Genomic DNA, 14854 nt, shown 5'->3' on the forward strand with positions numbered 1-14854 from the left:
GGCGGCCGTGGTGTTTCGTCAATGCTTCGCGCAGAAGTAGTGGGGAGTCCGGGCGGGCCCGGAAGCCCGGGCGCCGAAGCGCTTCGACTGATGTTGTCCCAACCGTTGACGTAGGCCCCGCGGGTCCGTGACTATTCCGGCAAGCGCTTACCTAAAACGATTCAATGAGCGACTGGAGACGAACTGTGTCTACGACCGGGAGTGTTGACCGGCGCGGCCTGCTCAAGATCGCGGGCGGCTCACTGGCCGCTCTCGGCCTGACGGCGGCCGGCTGCGGATCCGGCAGCGGATCGGGCGACGGGAGTGTGACCATCCGCTACGCGTGGTGGGGCTCCGACGACCGGGCCAAGAGGATCAACCAGACCATCGCGCTCTTCGAGAAGAAGTACCCGAAGATCAAGGTCAAGACGGACTTCCAGCCCTACCTCGACTTCTGGAAGAAGTTCAACACCCAGGCCTCCGGCGGCAATCCGCCCGATGTCTTCCAGAACGCCATCGGCTTCCTGCGCAAGTACGACGCGAAGAACGTTCTGCTCGACCTGAACGCCCAGGTCAAGGCGGGCAACCTGAGCATGGACGGCTTCCGGGCCGGACTGGAGACCTTCGGCGAGGTCGACGGGAAGCTGCTCGGCGTCCCGGTCGGCAGCAACTCGATGGCCCTGGTCATCGACGAGAAGGTGTTCCGGAAGGCCGGCGTCAGCCCGAAGCCCGGCTGGACCTGGGACGACTTCGACGCGGCGCTGGCCAAGATCCGGGACACCACGGGCCGGGCCGGTGACAGCGGAGGCTACGGGGTCATGTACCTCTACGACCTCTATCTGCGCCAGCACGGCAAGGCGTTCTTCACCACGGACGCCCTCGGGTTCACCGAGGCCGACCTCAAGGAGTGGTGGACCAAGGGGTACGAGGGCGTCAAGTCGGGCCTCTACACGGACCCCAAGAAGGTCGCGCAGATCAAGCCCAAGTCCGCGCTGGCCGCCGAGATCGCCGGCTGCGAGTTCACCTGGGACAACTTCACCGTGCGCTACACCTCCGAGGGCAAGAGCGAGTACGGCCTCGCGCCCATCCCGACCACCGACGGCAAGAAGACCGGCCAGTATCTCGGCTCGCTGATGCTGAGCGGCTCCAAGCGCACCAAACACCCCAAGGAAGTCGCCCAGTTCATCGACTTCATGGTGCACGACCCCGAGGTCGCCAAGATCATGGGCTACGACCGCGGTGTCCCCACCACCACGGCGCAGTACGAGGCGTTCCAGCCCACCGACCAGGTCAACAAGGACATCGCCGCCTACGAGAAGCAGCTCGTCGACACCGGTGTGCTGGAGCCCATCACGCCGCATCCGGCGGGCGCCGACGTCGCCGAGTCGGCCTTCCTGCGCCTCGCCGAGGAACTGGCCCTGGGCTCGCGGTCCGTGGACGACGCGGTGAAGCAGTTCTTCACCGAGTCGAAGACGGCCATCGGCTTCTGATGGGATCCACCGTGGCGACGAGACGGCCCGCGGCGTCGGAGCACCTCCCCGAAGGCTCCCCGGCGGGCTCCGGCCCCGGTGGCCCCGCCGCACCGCGGCGCGGCCACCGGGACAACCTGGCCGGCTATCTCTTCATGTCCCCCTGGATCGCGGGGTTCCTGCTGCTCACGGCCGGCCCGATGGTCGCCTCGCTCTACTTCGCCTTCACCGACTACAACCTCTTCGACGCCCCGCAGTGGGTCGGGTTCGGCAACTTCACCGAGATGTTCGCCGACGCGCGCTGGCGCCACTCGGTCTCGGTGACACTCTGGTACGTGGTCATCGGCACCCCGCTCAAGCTGGCCGCCGCCCTCGGGGTGGCCCTGCTGCTCAGCCAGCAGCGCCGCGGCCAGGCGTTCTACCGCGCCGCGTTCTACGCGCCGTCGCTGATCGGCGCGAGCGTCTCCATCGCCATCGTCTGGAAGGCGATCTTCTCGGACGACGCCGTGGTGGACCGCGTCCAGCGCGGACTGTTCGGTGTGGACGTCGGCGGCTGGATCGGTGACCCCGACTGGATCATCTACAGCCTGGTGGCGCTCACGGTCTGGCAGTTCGGCGCGCCCATGGTGATCTTCCTGGCCGGACTGAAGCAGGTGCCGCGCTCGCTGTACGAGGCGGCCGAGGTCGACGGCGCCGGACCGCTGCGCCGGTTCTGGAACATCACCCTGCCGATGATCTCCCCGGTGCTGTTCTTCAACGTCCTGCTGGAGACCATCCACTCCTTCCAGATCTTCGGCTCGGCGTACATACTCGGCGGCGCGGGCGGCACCTGCGGTCCGGCCGACGCCACACTCGTCTACACCTGTTACCTCTACGTCCAGGGCTTCGAGAACAGCCGGATGGGGCTCGCCTCGGCCATGGCGTGGATGCTGCTGCTCGCGGTCGGACTGGTGACCGCGGTGCTGTTCTGGTCCCAGAAACGCTGGGTGCACTACGAGGAGGCGTCCCGGTGAGCAGTACCCCGACCACCCCGGTGGTGGAGAGCGAACCCGCCCTCCGGCGGGCGGCGACCGCGTTCCGCCGCGGCGGCGCCGGCTCGCTCGCCTGGCACCTGGGCTCCCTCGCGGTCCTGGCCGTGGTGCTCTACCCGGTGTTCTGGGTGATCGGCGGCTCGTTCAAGCCCAACGACGAGATCGTGGGCAGTCTGGAGCTGTTCCCCACGGCCCCGATCACCGAGAACTTCACCCGGCTCGCCGACGGGATCGCGGACATCCCGATCTCCACCTTCTTCGTCAACTCCACGGTGCTGGCGCTCGGTTCGGTGCTCGGTGTGCTGATCTCCTGCTCGCTGGCGGCCTACGCCTTCGCCCGGATCAGGTTCGCGGGGCGCAATGTGCTCTTCACCCTGATGATCGGCACCCTGCTGCTGCCGTACCACGTACTGCTGATCCCGCAGTACGTGCTGTTCCAGAAGCTCGACCTGATCAACACCTACACACCGCTGCTGCTCGGCAAGTACCTCGCCACGGACGCCTTCTTCGTCTTCCTGATGATGCAGTTCATGCGGAACCTGCCGAAGGAGCTGGACGAGGCGGCGCGGCTGGACGGCTGCGGGCACGCGCGGATCTACTGGTCGATCGTGCTGCCGCTGTGCAGGCCCGCGCTGATCACCAGCGCCATCTTCACCTTCATCAACGCGTGGAACGACTTCATGGGTCCGCTGATCTATCTCAACGACCCGGACAAGTACACCGTCTCGCTGGGGCTGAAGATGTTCGTGGACCAGGACGGCGTCGCCAACTACGGCGGGATGATCGCGATGTCGCTCATCGCGCTGCTGCCGGTCCTGCTCTTCTTCCTCGCCTTCCAGCGGTATCTGATCGACGGCATGGCCACCTCCGGACTGAAAGGCTGAGCCCGGCATGAGCGCGACCACCAGCAGCACGCGATCCACCCGCTCCAGGAGTGCGAAGCGTACGAAGGACCGCGCTCCCCGGCCCGAGTCCGCGTTCCAGCGCGCGTTCGCCGTCTTCGCCGAGTGTCTGCTCACCGGAGTGTGGATCGCGCTGGCCGCGCTGCCGCTGCTCACCCTGCCCGCCGCGCTCGCCGCCGGCGCGGCGCATCTGCGCCGGGTGCTGGCCCACGAGGCCGCGACCTGGCGGGAGTTCGCCGCCGATCTGCGCTCCGCCGCCCGGCACGGCTGGCTCGTCGGGCTGGCCGGCTGGGCGGCGCTCTGGCTGCTCTACGCCGATCTCGTCGTCGTACGGGCCGGGCTGCCCGGCGGTGCGTTCGCCGGTACGGTCGGGGTGCTGGCCTTCCTCGGCCTGCTCGCCGCCGGGCTGCGGGCCGCCGTGAGCTGGCGGCCCGGCGCGTCGTGGCGGGCGCTGCTGCCGGCCGCCGTCCGCCGTACCGTACGGGACCCGGCCGGCTCGCTGCTGCTGATCTGCGGGCTGGCCGTGGTGCCGGTGTCGGCCTGGTTCGCGGCACCGCTCGCCGCGCCCGTGCTCGGGGTCGTCGTGGCGGGCGCGCTGGCCGTCGAGCGGCGCCACGGGCACCACTGAACCCCCGTTCCGCCCGGGTTTCTCTTCCCCTTCCCCCCTTCCGTTCGTCGGCATTCATACGCCTGTATATGTCATGCGCATGAAAGGAATTTGATGTCTCCGATCCCTCGCAGGTCCCTGCTCAAGGCCGCCGCCGTCGCGGGCGCCGCCACCCAGGTCGGCTGGGTACTCGGCCAGGAGGACGCCCATGCGGCGGACGGCCGCGCCGCCGCCGGGCCCGGCGGCCCCGTCAGCGTCTCCTGGCTGGAGGACGGCGGCCTCGGCGCCGCGGCCGGCTCCACCTTCGGTGTGCCGTGGCGGCAGGGCGCGCACCCCGCCGGGACGGCCTTCGCGCTCGCCACCGAGGACGGCACGGCCGTACCCGTGCAGACCTGGCCCACCGCCTACTGGCCGGACGGCTCGCTCAAGTGGACGGCCCACGCGGTCGGCCCCACGGCCGCCGGCGCCGACCGCTTCACCCTCGCGCCCGGCACCCCCGCCACCGCCGCGAAGAAGGTCACCGTCAGCCGGAGCCAGCGGAGGATCACCGTCGACACCGGCGTCATCAAGGCCGTCATAGGCAAGGACGGCACCCGGCTCGTCGAGTCCGTCAGCCGGGGCGCCACCAAGATCGCCACCGACGGCCGTCTCGTCCTGCTGCGCCAGGGCGAACTCGACGACGGCGAACACGCCACCGCCAAGTGGGAGCGGTTCGACGGCGAGATCAGCGGCGCCACCGTCGAACAGGACGGCCCCGTAAGGGCAGTGGTCCGCATCGACGGCAAACACCGCAAGGGCAGCCGCCGTTGGCTCCCGTTCAGCGTCCGTCTCTACTTCTACGCCGGCTCCGAGTCGTTCCGGATGGTGCACACCATTACCTACGACGGCGAGCAGACCCCCGGCCGCACCAAGGGCGACTTCATCCGCGGCCTCGGTGTCCGCTTCACCGTCCCGATGCGCGACGCCGCGTACGACCGGCACATCCGTATCGCCGGCGAGGACAAGGGCTTTCTCACCGAAGCCGTCCAGGGCATCACCGGACTGCGCCGCGACCCCGGCGCCAACGTCCGCACCGCCCAGGTCAAGGGCGAGAGGCTGCCCGACCCCGCCACCTGGGACCAGCGTGTCACCACCCGGCTGAAGTACATCCCCACCTGGGGCGACTACACCCTCGCCCAGCTCTCCTCCGACGGCTTCACCCTGCGCAAGCGCACCAAGGCCGGCCACGGCTGGATCCCGGCGGGCGGCGGCAGCCGGGCCAACGGCTTCGGCTACGTCGGCGGGGTCAGCGGCGGACTCTCCTTCGGGCTGCGCGACTTCTGGCACAAGCACCCCGCCCAGCTCGACATCCGGGGCGCGGCCGGCGACGAGGCCGAGGTCACCCTCTGGCTCTGGTCGCCCGAGGCCCAGCCCATGGACCTGCGCTTCTACCACGACGGCCTGGGCCAGGACACCTTCCCGGAGCAGATCGAGGGCCTCAACATCACCTACGAGGACTACGAGCCCGGCTTCGGCACCCCGTACGGCATCGCCCGCACCAGCGAGCTGACGTTCTGGGCCAACGGAGCCACCCCCACCGCCGACGCACTCGTCGCCCAGTCCGCGGCCGTCCACACCCCGCCCCAGCTCGCCGCCTCCGCCGAAGCGCTCACCTCCGCAGGTGTGTTCGGCGGACTCTTCGCCCCCGTCGACCGCTCCGTCCCCGCCAAGGCCAAGATCGAGGAGCAGCTCGACTACCTCTTCACGTACTACAAGGACCAGGTCGAACAGCGGCGCTGGTACGGCTTCTGGGACTACGGCGACATCATGCACAGCTACGACGAGGACCGGCACCAGTGGCGGTACGACGTCGGCGGCTACGCGTGGGACAACTCCGAGCTCTCGCCCGACCTCTGGCTCTGGTTCGCGTATCTGCGCTCCGGCCGCGCCGACATCTTCCGCTTCGCCGAGGCCATGACCCGGCACACCGGCGAGGTCGACGTCTACCACCTCGGCAAGTGGGCGGGGCTCGGCACCCGGCACGGCGTACAGCACTACGCGGACAGCGCCAAGCAGCAGCGCATCTCCACCGCCGTCTACCGCCGCCCGTACTACTACCTCACGGCGGACGAACGCGTCGGCGACCTGATGCACTCGCTCGTGGACTCCGACGAGACCTTCCTCGTCCTCGACCCCATCCGCAAGATTCGCACCGAACCGTACGAGCCCGACCGCAACGCCCTGTCGGTCGGCTTCGGCACCGACTGGAGCGGTCTCGCCGCGGCCTGGCTCACCGAGTGGGAGCGCCGGGGCCCCAAGGCCGCCAAGGCCGAGGCCAGGCTCCGCTCCACCATGGAGACCATCGGCGCCCAGCCCAACGGATTCGTCCAGGGCTCCGCGCTCTACGACCTCGACACCGGGAAGTTCGCGGTCGAGAGCAAGCCCGTGGTGGGCGTCTCCCATCTCTCCTCGATGTTCGGCCTCGTCGAGATGTGCGCGGAGCTGATCCCGCTCATCGACGTGCCCTCGTTCAAGGCGGCCTGGCTCGACTACTGCCGCTACTTCAACGCGAGCAAGACCGAGCAGGCCGCCCGGTACGGCTCCAACTTCGGCTCCCTGCTGCTCTTCCAGGGCCACTCCCGCCAGGACGCCTACGCGGCGGCCCAGTTGGGCGACGCGGGGCTGGCCGCCCGCGCCTGGGAGAAGTTCTACTCCAGCGACGGCTACACGAAGGCCATGGTCTGGGACAAGACCCCGCTCAAGGGTCCCGACGTGCTCGAACCCGGCTACGAGAACCTGGAGATCAGCACCAACACCACGGCGCTCTTCGGGCTCGCCGCCATCCAGAACCTCGCCCTCGTGGGCGACAGCATCCCCAGGTGACCCGCGCCCGGCCGGGGAGTCCGGCCATGAGACGTACTTTCACCACTGCGCTGGCGGCGCTCACCGTGCTCGGAGGACTCGCCGCGGCCCCGGTCCAGGCACACGGCCCCGGCCACGGTCCCGGTCACGCCCGGCCCACCGCACTGGACCGGTGCACCGGAACCGCCCCCGTGGTCTGCCACTTCGACGTCCCACCCGGTACGTACGAGGTGGAGGCCCTGCTCGGCGGCGCGACGGCGGGCAGCACCGCCGTCGCGGCCGAGTCCCGCCGCACCATGCTCGCCGAGACGGCCACCGCCGCCGGGCGTACGGTACGCCGCGCCTTCACCATCGACGTACGCGACCCCGAGGGGGAGCCGACGGGACCGGCCGGCAGCCCGGGGCTCGACCTGCGCTTCGGCGGCGCGGCGCCGCTCCTCGCCGGTCTGCGGGTGACACCGGCGCCGCACAGTCCGCAGCTGCTGCTGATCGGCGACTCGACCGTCTGCGACCAGATTGGCGAGCCGTACACCGGTTGGGGGCAGCAGCTGCCGCAGTTCGTCAGGAGGGGTCTCTCGGTCGCCAATTACGCGGACTCGGGGGAGGGCACCGGCTCGTACCTCGCCACACCGGCGCTGTTTCCGACGGTCGAATCCCGGGTCCGGCAGGGCGATGTGGTGCTCATCCAGCTCGCCCACAACGACAAACAGACCCCGGCGGACGTCTACCGGGCCAATCTCACCACCATGATCGCACGGCTGGAGGCGCGCGGCGGCCGGCCGGTTCTCGTCACCCCGATCGTCCGCCGCTGGTTCAACGCCGACGGGACTCTCGACAACGCTCCCGCCCTCAACGTCAACGAGCTCGGGGTGGACCTGCCGGCCCAGCTGCGCGGGCTCGCCGCCGAGCGGGACATCCCGCTCATCGACCTCACCGCGCTGACCAAGCGGCTGGTCGAGGAGGCGGGGCCGGAGGGTTCCAAGGCGTTCTTCCTCTACAACGAGAAGCGCGACAACACGCACACCTCGGAGTACGGGGCCACCCGGTTCGCGACTCTGGTCCGCGATGAGCTGCGGGCCCAACAGCTGGTCCCGGCACGGGTGCTGCGCTGACCTCGACCGTACCGGACCGGTGTGACACACATCGGTCCGGTACGGTCGGCGGCTGATTAAAATCGAACGCGTGGCGGATAATCGCCTTGTGGATATGCGTTGTTTTCACCGAGGATCCTCGGGACCTCCACTGAATCATCAAAACCTTCAGTGCCGTTTAAGATGTAAGGAAGTACGACGTGCCGGACACCCCGACGACCGAGACACCGCTGTGGCTGCAGGGCCGTGATGCCGTGGTCGCCGCGACCGCTCCCGAGTCCTGGCGAAAAAAGGCGCCGGACTACCACCTGTCGGAGACGGTGATGCCCCAGCAGCGGGTGACCGAGCACGCGGCGGGTTCCCTGGAGGAGATCGTCGAGACGCTCGTGCAGGTCTTCGAGATGGAGGTCTCGCACAACAAGGACCCCAAGACCTGGGTCTCCATGGTCAGCGAGAAGTTCCGTACGAACTTCAACGGCAGCCCGTGGGCCGACGCCAAGGACCTGGTGGAGAAGGGCAGTTACAACGTCCTCATCGGTGACAGCATCTTCTACCCGGCCGGCGCCGAGAGCTTCGAGTCCTCGCACCACGTCTTCCTCGACGCGCTGTCGCAGGGGTTCTTCTGGGAGGTGCTGGAAGTCCTCAGCCCGCCGCCCACCATCGCCTTCAAGTGGCGCCACTGGGGCGTCTTCGACGGCGAGTACAAGGGCTTCAAGCCCACCGGTGAGCTCGTCGAGATGTTCGGCATGAGCGTCGCCACCGTCACCGACGACCTCAAGCTCCTCCAGGTCGAGCACTACTACGACCCCAACGCCTTCCTCGGGAAGCTCACCGGCGGCTGCCCGGTCGCCCGCGACTGACGGCGTTCCCCGCTCGCGCGCGTCCTCCCGCCCTCCCGGCCGCGGCGGCGGCCGGGAGGGCGGGCGCGGCGCCCGTCGGACGGGTCACGTCACGGAGTGGTGAGGGCCGGCCGCGGCGGGGTGGGCATGTTGTCACCGATGAAGAAGCCCGGGTGCGGCGGCTGGTTGTAGGCGGTGTTCTGCCAGGCGAGCGCCGTCCGGTACTGCCGGTCGTGCAGCAGTGTGGTGATCTTCCGGTCGGTCTCGTACGGCGTGGAGTAGATCCGCAGCGCCGTGTTGTCGGTGGTGGGCCAGATGACCTCCTCGCGCCAGTCGCCGAGGATGTCACCGGAGAGCGAGGGCGTCGCCTTGGTGCCGTTGTTGGAGTGCACCCCCGACGCGGTCAGCAGCCGGGTGTCGGCCGAAGGGCCGTACTTGTCGATACGGGTGCCGTCGAGCAGCTCGCGCACCGGATCCCCGTCCCACCAGGCCAGGAAGTTGACCGAGGACGGCTTGCTGCCGATCGCCGCGCCGGTGGTGGAGCGGAGCGAGTCGTCGCGCGCCGACCACATCTCGGCGCCCGGGCTGCCGGCCCAGATGTCGCCCGCCACCCCGCGTCCGTTGTCACCGTTCGCCGGGGTCGACCAGAGCACCTGACCCGTCCTGGCGTCCGCGAAGTACGACGAGGGCTTGGTGGATTCCTCGTCCACCTTGAAGTACTCGAGACCCGGCCGCGACGGATCGAGATCGCCGAGATGGGCCGCGTCACCGTGGCCGTTCTTCGTCGTCCACAGCCCGGCGCCGTTGTCGTCGACCGCCATCGAGCCGTAGACGATCTCGTCCTTGCCGTCGCCGTCCACATCGCCGATCGCCAGCGCGTGGTTGCCCTGGCCGTCGTAGCCCTTGCCGGTGTTGGTCGAGCTGTTGGTGTCGAACGTCCAGCGCCGGGTCAGCTGCCCGTTCCTGAAGTCCCAGGCGGCGATCACCGTACGGGTGTAGTAGCCCCGCGCGCTGATCAGCGAGGGCCTGGTGCCGTCCAGATACGCGGTCCCGGCGAGGAACCGGTCCACCCGGTTGCCGTACGAGTCGCCCCACGAGGAGACCGTGCCGCGCGGCACCACGTAGTCGACCGTGCTGAGTGCCGCGCCCGTCTGCCCGCTGAACACCGTCAGGAACTCCGGTCCGTCCAGCACGTACCCGGCCGAATTCCGGTAGTCCGCCGAGGCGTTGCCGATGACCCTGCCCGTGCCGTCGACCGTGCCGTCCGCCGTCTTCATGGCGATCTCGGCCTTGCCGTCACCGTCGTAGTCGTACACCTGGAACTGGGTGTAGTGCGCGCCGGAGCGGATGTTGCGGCCGAGATCGATCCGCCACAGCCGCTGCCCCTGGAGGGTGTAGCCGTCGATGATGGTGTTGCCCGTGACGCCGGACTGCGAGTTGTCCTTGGCGTTGGTGGGCTGCCACTTCAGGACGATGTCGAGATCGCCGTCGCCGTCGAGGTCGCCGACGGAGGCGTCGTTCGCCTCGTACGTGTAGTCCGCGCCGGCCGGCGGCACCTGGATCGGTACGTCGAGATAGCCGGGCCGGAACTGGATCGCGCTGGGGGATGCGGCCTGTTCCGTACCGTTCACGATCGCGCGCACCGTGTAGTCGGCCGAGTTCGGCGCGTCCTTGTGCAGATAGTTCGTCGTGGTGATCGGCTGGGTGTTGACCTTGACGGAGCCGCGGTAGAGGTTGAACGTGACGTTGTCCGCGTCGGTGCCCAGCCAGCGCCAGCTGACCAGATTGTCATTGCCGGTGTGCACACTGACCAGTCCGCGGTCGAGCCGCTCCAGCTGCGCCGCCGCGGCCAGCGGCGCGGCCGGCACGTCCGCGTCCGGCAGCGGGGCGACCATACCGGTGAGGAGGGCGCAGGCCGGTGCCAGGACGGCCAGCGCCGTCCAGCGCCGGGCGGTCGGGGACGAGCCGAATCTGAACCGCACGGATGCCTCCGGAGGGGGTGGGGGGAGAGGGCGGGGATATGGATCGGTCCCTCTGCCTCCCGGTCGCCGCCCACGCGGAAAAGGTTGCCGCGTGGGCGGCCCCGGACTCCGGCCCGGGGCCGCCCCGCTACGGCTCACCGTGTCAGGAGGCCCTGCTCCACTGCTGGTTGGTCGCGCCGTTGCAGGTGTACGTGATGATCCTGGCCGAGTTGTCGGCGGACGCGCCGCTGACATCGAGGCACTTGCCGCTCGCCCGGGCCGCCAGCGCGGCATACCCGGCGCTGTTGGTGGTCACCCGCCACTGCTGATCCGTTCCGGTGCCGCACGCCCGCTGCTGCACATCGGACCCCACCTCGGTCAGGCACAGGGAACTCTGCCGGCCCATCAGCTGCACATGGCCGTCACCGGTGTCCCGGAACCAGAACCGCTGGTTGCCACCGCCGTTGCAGGTGTACTGGGTGATCGCGACGTTCTCGATGATCGACTGGTTGGGGACGTCCGCGCACTTGCCGCTGTGCCGGGCGGTCAGCGACTCGTACGGGCCCCCCGAGCCGGTCACCGTACCGGCGGCGGTGTCGATGGTGATCTCCGGATACCAGGCCATGGTCATCGAGGTGCTGGTCGGGAAGGCCAGCGGCAGCCAGACGTAGCGCGAGTCGTTGACCGTGCGGCCGAAGGAGTTGCCCCACCGGTCGCCCATGTACAGGTACGAGGTGGCCGAGGTGCCCTGGACGGGGAGGACGTACGCGGTCTGGGAGTTGTACGTCGTCGAGTCGCCCACGTTCTGCATCGCGCTCCACGGGCCGGCGAGCGAGGTGGCCGTCGCGTACTGCTGCTGGTTGGCGCTCCACCCGGTCGCGCCCGAGGTGAGCATGAAGTACACACTGCCGCGCTTGAAGAGCGCGGGCGCCTCGCGGTGGCCGCCCGGCCAGGGGTTGGCGACCAGCGAGGCGATACCGGTGTAGTCGGCGGTCAGCCGGTAGATCTGGAGGTCGTAGTTCTCCCGGGCGGCCGACACCATGTAGCCCGCGCCGTCCGTGTCGGTGAACAGTGTGATGTCACGCGACATATGGGTGTCGAGCGGCCGGAAGCTGCCCTTCCAGGTGTAGTTGCCGTCGACCGTGGCCGAGGTGGCCACGGCGGCGCGCGCCTGGCCGTAGTCCGTGGCGGTCTCCTTGTGCATCCACATCACGAACTGCCCGGTCGCGGTGTTGTAGATGACCTTCGGCCGCTCGATGTTGGCGCTGGCCAGCTCCGGGTCGGTCGCCTGGGTCAGCACATGGTTGCGGAACTCCCAGGTCTTGAGGTCGGCGGAGCGGTACGCGGAGACGTACCGGAAGGTGTTGTCCGCGTTGCGGTTCTCGCCGAACCAGTAGTACCAGGCACCGACCTTGATGACCCCGCCGCCATGGGCGTGCACCAGCGCCCCGGAGGTGTCGGTGAACTGGGTGCCGCTGAGGACGGTCACCGGACCGGCGGCCTGAGCCGTGCCGGCCGGCAGGAAGACGGCCGCGGCCCCGACGCAGAGCGCGAGCAGCAGTGTGCGCAGGCGGTTTCTCATCTCGGACACCCTCCTTTACCGCGTCGCCGCGGTGACGCCGCCGGCCGGTCCGTCCGCCACCGGTACCCCGAAGTCCGGGGTACCGTCCCGCCGCCAGCCCAGCCGCTGGACGCGGGTGTGCCGGTTGGGGTCGTGCAGCGGGTCACCGGTGATCTCCTTGTACTGCCGGGCGTGGTAGACGAGCACATCGGTGCGCCCGTCCTCCGCGACCGTGAACGTGTTGTGCCCGGGCCCGTACTGCCCCGTGGCGTCGCTGCTCGCGAACACCGGAGTGGGGGACTTCGACCAGGACCCGGGATCGAGCAGATCGGCACGGGTGTCCGCGGTGAGCAGGCCCATGCAGTAGTGGTGATCGGTGGCGCTCGCCGAGTACGAGAGGAAGACCCGGCCGTTGCGCTGGATGACCGCGGGCCCCTCGTTGACCCGGTAGCCCACGCACTCCCAGTCGAACTCCGGTGTGGTGAGCCTGACCTGAGGGCCCGTCAGTGTCCAGGGGTTCGCCATCGCGGAGAGGAAGATCGCGGTGTTGTTGTCCATGCCGGGCTCGTACTGCGCCCAGGCGAGATAGCGGGTGCCGCGGTGGGCGAAGGTGGTGGCGTCGAGCGAGAAGGTGTCCCAGGCGGTGGTGATCCGGCCCTTCTCCCGCCAGGTCCCCGTGAACGGGTCGGCGCTGTCGTTCTCCAGCACCCAGATCCGTATCTTCCACACGTCGTCCGTGCGGCCCGCCGCGAAGTAGACGTACCACTTACCGTCGATGTGGTGCAGCTCCGGCGCCCAGATGTGCGCGCCCATGTCACCGCTCGTGTGCCTGCGCCAGATCACCGACTCCTCGGCGGTCGCCAGCCCCCGGATGGTGGGGGAGCGGCGCAGGACGATGCGGTCGTATTCGGGTGCGGTCGCCGTGAAGTAGTACTGGCCGTCGGTGTGGCGCTGGATGTGGGGATCGGCGCGCTGCTCGATCAGCGGGTTGCGGAACGCGGCCGCGGAAGTGGCGGCGGAGGCGGATGCGGCGACACCGGGCACCGCCGTCAGGGCACCGGCTGCCAGGGCTCCCTTCAGTACCAAGCGGCGGCTGGGGACGTCACTGCGGCTCATGCAGTCTCCCTTTCGGGCCTTCGGGGTGGAGGGACACAGCACGTCCGGCATGTCGAACATCATCTGTGATCCCGAACGCCGAAACCGTAAGGGCGTGTTACGGAGAGGTCAACGGCTCCGACGGGAAACGGGTACACGGGAATCCGTTTCCGGTGATCGCTATGCTGCGGCTCAAAGCGCTCATTCGAAGCATTCAAACGAACAAGCGCACGGTCAGACGGCACGGTACGACAGAGCGGTACGACACAGCGGTACGGCAGGGGGCCGAACAGTATGCGAGAGCCGGTCGAACTCAGGCGGCAGCGGATCCTCGCCGTGGTGGAGGCGCGCGGCGCCGTCAAGGTGAGCACACTCGCCGCCGAACTGGAGGTCTCGGTGGTCACGGTCCGCAGGGACGTGGAGGAGCTGGCCCAGGAGGGCAGACTGCGGCGCGGCCACGGCGTGGCGCGCCCGGTGGCCGCCGAGCACGAACCGGCCGTACCCGCCGCACGCGCCGGCTCCCCGTCCGGGGGCGGCGCGGTCGCGCTCGTGGTGCCCGAGCGCCACTCGTACCTGTACGAGACGCTGCACGGCGCCCGTACGGTGCTGGAGGAGGCCGGAATGCGTATCGCGCTGCACATCGCGCCGCAGGCCGCCGGCGCCGAACGGCACCTGGTGGACGCGGCGCTGGCGGGCGGCGCCCGGGGGCTGCTGATCGCGCCGAGGTGGCGCAGCGCCCCCGCGGAGGAGGCGGACTACGGCTGGCTGGCCGACGTCGGCGTGCCCACCGTGCTCATGGAGCGCCGGCCCCGTCCCGGCAGCGCCCTGCACGCCCTCGACTCGGTCTGCTCCGACCACTGGTACGGCACCCATCTCGCCGTCGGCCATCTGATCGCCCTCGGCCACCGCCGGATCGTACTGGCCGCCCGCGACGACAGCCCCACGGCCCGCTCCCTGCGCGCCGCCTTCGCCGACATCGCCGAGGGCCGGCCCGAGGTGGAGGACTGGTCGGTGGTCCTCAGCTCCCCGGCCGCCGCGCCGGGCCCCGCAGGCGCGGCCGGCCGTACCCCTCCCGATCTCGCCGCGCTGCTCCGCGAGCGCGGCGCCACCTGCGCCGTCCTGCACGGTGACGTGGACGCCCTGATGCTGGTGCAGCGGCTCGCCGAGGACGGCGTACGGGTCCCGGAGGACTGCTCCGTGGTCGCGTACGACGACGTGGTCGCCGCGCTCGGCGGCACCCCGCTGACCGCCGTGGCCCCGCCGAAGGCCGAGATCGGACGGGCCGCGGCCGAACTGCTCCTGCACCGGCTGGCCGACGCCGCGTCCGGCACCCCCGCGGGCCCGGTGCGCCGGATCGAGCTGCTGCCGGGACTGAAGGTGCGGGGCTCCACACGTGCGCTGCAGTCACTGCCCCCGGCTCGGCCGATCGCCTCGAAAATCTGAGCGTTTGACCGCTTGAATTTTCTCCTGAGCGATCT

11 protein-coding genes are annotated in these 14854 nt (G+C 69.7%); 8 read left to right on the forward strand and 3 right to left on the reverse strand.

The genetic code is table 11. The annotated features are described in order from the left end of the window. The first annotated feature begins 185 nt into the window (after nucleotides 1-185). The 7 genes from AB0389_RS12595 (at nucleotide 186) to AB0389_RS12625 (ending at nucleotide 8780) form a co-directional block, all read left to right on the forward strand. The gene (locus AB0389_RS12595) at nucleotides 186-1469 is read left to right on the forward strand and encodes an extracellular solute-binding protein (protein ID WP_366395349.1); all 1284 of its coding nucleotides are present in this window, start codon (nucleotides 186-188) and stop codon (nucleotides 1467-1469) included. Beyond that, nucleotides 1469-2461, forward strand: a complete 993-nt coding sequence (locus AB0389_RS12600) for a sugar ABC transporter permease (protein ID WP_366395350.1) — start codon at nucleotides 1469-1471, stop codon at nucleotides 2459-2461. The genes AB0389_RS12595 and AB0389_RS12600 overlap by 1 nt, the downstream gene beginning before the upstream one ends. A gap of 20 nt (nucleotides 2462-2481) precedes the next feature. Continuing rightward, nucleotides 2482-3363: a carbohydrate ABC transporter permease gene (locus AB0389_RS12605; protein ID WP_366395436.1), complete on the forward strand. Its 882-nt coding sequence runs from the start codon at nucleotides 2482-2484 to the stop codon at nucleotides 3361-3363. Between the two features lie 7 nt (nucleotides 3364-3370). Further along, nucleotides 3371-4009, forward strand: a complete 639-nt coding sequence (locus AB0389_RS12610; RefSeq protein ID WP_366395351.1) for a hypothetical protein — start codon at nucleotides 3371-3373, stop codon at nucleotides 4007-4009. Nucleotides 4010-4102: 93 nt separating this feature from the next. Next, nucleotides 4103-6850: a Tat pathway signal sequence domain protein gene (locus AB0389_RS12615; protein WP_366395352.1), complete on the forward strand. Its 2748-nt coding sequence runs from the start codon at nucleotides 4103-4105 to the stop codon at nucleotides 6848-6850. Between the two features lie 26 nt (nucleotides 6851-6876). Continuing rightward, nucleotides 6877-7941 (forward strand): rhamnogalacturonan acetylesterase, encoded by a 1065-nt coding sequence (locus tag AB0389_RS12620; RefSeq protein WP_366395353.1) that lies wholly within the window; start codon nucleotides 6877-6879, stop codon nucleotides 7939-7941. A 179-nt stretch (nucleotides 7942-8120) separates the two neighbouring features. After that, the gene (locus tag AB0389_RS12625; protein ID WP_366395354.1) at nucleotides 8121-8780 is read left to right on the forward strand and encodes a SnoaL-like polyketide cyclase; all 660 of its coding nucleotides are present in this window, start codon (nucleotides 8121-8123) and stop codon (nucleotides 8778-8780) included. 89 nt (nucleotides 8781-8869) lie between these two features. Here AB0389_RS12625 and AB0389_RS12630 read toward each other — a convergent pair whose 3' ends face one another. The 3 genes from AB0389_RS12630 to AB0389_RS12640 form a co-directional block, all read right to left on the reverse strand. Further along, on the reverse strand, nucleotides 8870-10741 hold the full coding sequence (locus AB0389_RS12630) for a rhamnogalacturonan lyase (protein WP_366395355.1): 1872 nt from the start codon (nucleotides 10739-10741) through the stop codon (nucleotides 8870-8872). A gap of 142 nt (nucleotides 10742-10883) precedes the next feature. Next, entirely contained in the window at nucleotides 10884-12302 is a 1419-nt protein-coding gene (locus AB0389_RS12635; protein ID WP_366395356.1) for an RICIN domain-containing protein, read from the reverse strand. A gap of 15 nt (nucleotides 12303-12317) precedes the next feature. Then, a complete protein-coding gene (locus AB0389_RS12640; RefSeq protein WP_366395357.1) occupies nucleotides 12318-13397 on the reverse strand; it encodes a glycoside hydrolase family 43 protein in 1080 nt (359 codons plus the stop codon). A gap of 273 nt (nucleotides 13398-13670) precedes the next feature. On the opposite strand from AB0389_RS12640, the gene AB0389_RS12645 reads away from it, so the two are divergent. Then, nucleotides 13671-14819, forward strand: a complete 1149-nt coding sequence (locus tag AB0389_RS12645; RefSeq protein ID WP_366395358.1) for a substrate-binding domain-containing protein — start codon at nucleotides 13671-13673, stop codon at nucleotides 14817-14819. Nucleotides 14820-14854: the final 35 nt, after the last annotated feature.

The organism is Streptomyces sp. NPDC093109, assembly GCF_040701725.1.
Lineage (GTDB): Bacteria > Actinomycetota > Actinomycetes > Streptomycetales > Streptomycetaceae > Streptomyces.

What these genes read in the sequence shown, in the direction of transcription:
- AB0389_RS12645 (WP_366395358.1), top strand. Translation starts at nt 13,671, where the DNA reads ATGCGAGAGCCGGTCGAACTCAGGCGGCAGCGGATCCTCGCCGTGGTG.
- AB0389_RS12620 (WP_366395353.1), top strand. Translation starts at nt 6,877, where the DNA reads ATGAGACGTACTTTCACCACTGCGCTGGCGGCGCTCACCGTGCTCGGA.
- AB0389_RS12635 (WP_366395356.1), bottom strand. Translation starts at nt 12,302, where the DNA reads ATGAGAAACCGCCTGCGCACACTGCTGCTCGCGCTCTGCGTCGGGGCC.
- AB0389_RS12640 (WP_366395357.1), bottom strand. Translation starts at nt 13,397, where the DNA reads ATGAGCCGCAGTGACGTCCCCAGCCGCCGCTTGGTACTGAAGGGAGCC.
- AB0389_RS12600 (WP_366395350.1), top strand. Translation starts at nt 1,469, where the DNA reads ATGGGATCCACCGTGGCGACGAGACGGCCCGCGGCGTCGGAGCACCTC.
- AB0389_RS12610 (WP_366395351.1), top strand. Translation starts at nt 3,371, where the DNA reads ATGAGCGCGACCACCAGCAGCACGCGATCCACCCGCTCCAGGAGTGCG.
- AB0389_RS12615 (WP_366395352.1), top strand. Translation starts at nt 4,103, where the DNA reads ATGTCTCCGATCCCTCGCAGGTCCCTGCTCAAGGCCGCCGCCGTCGCG.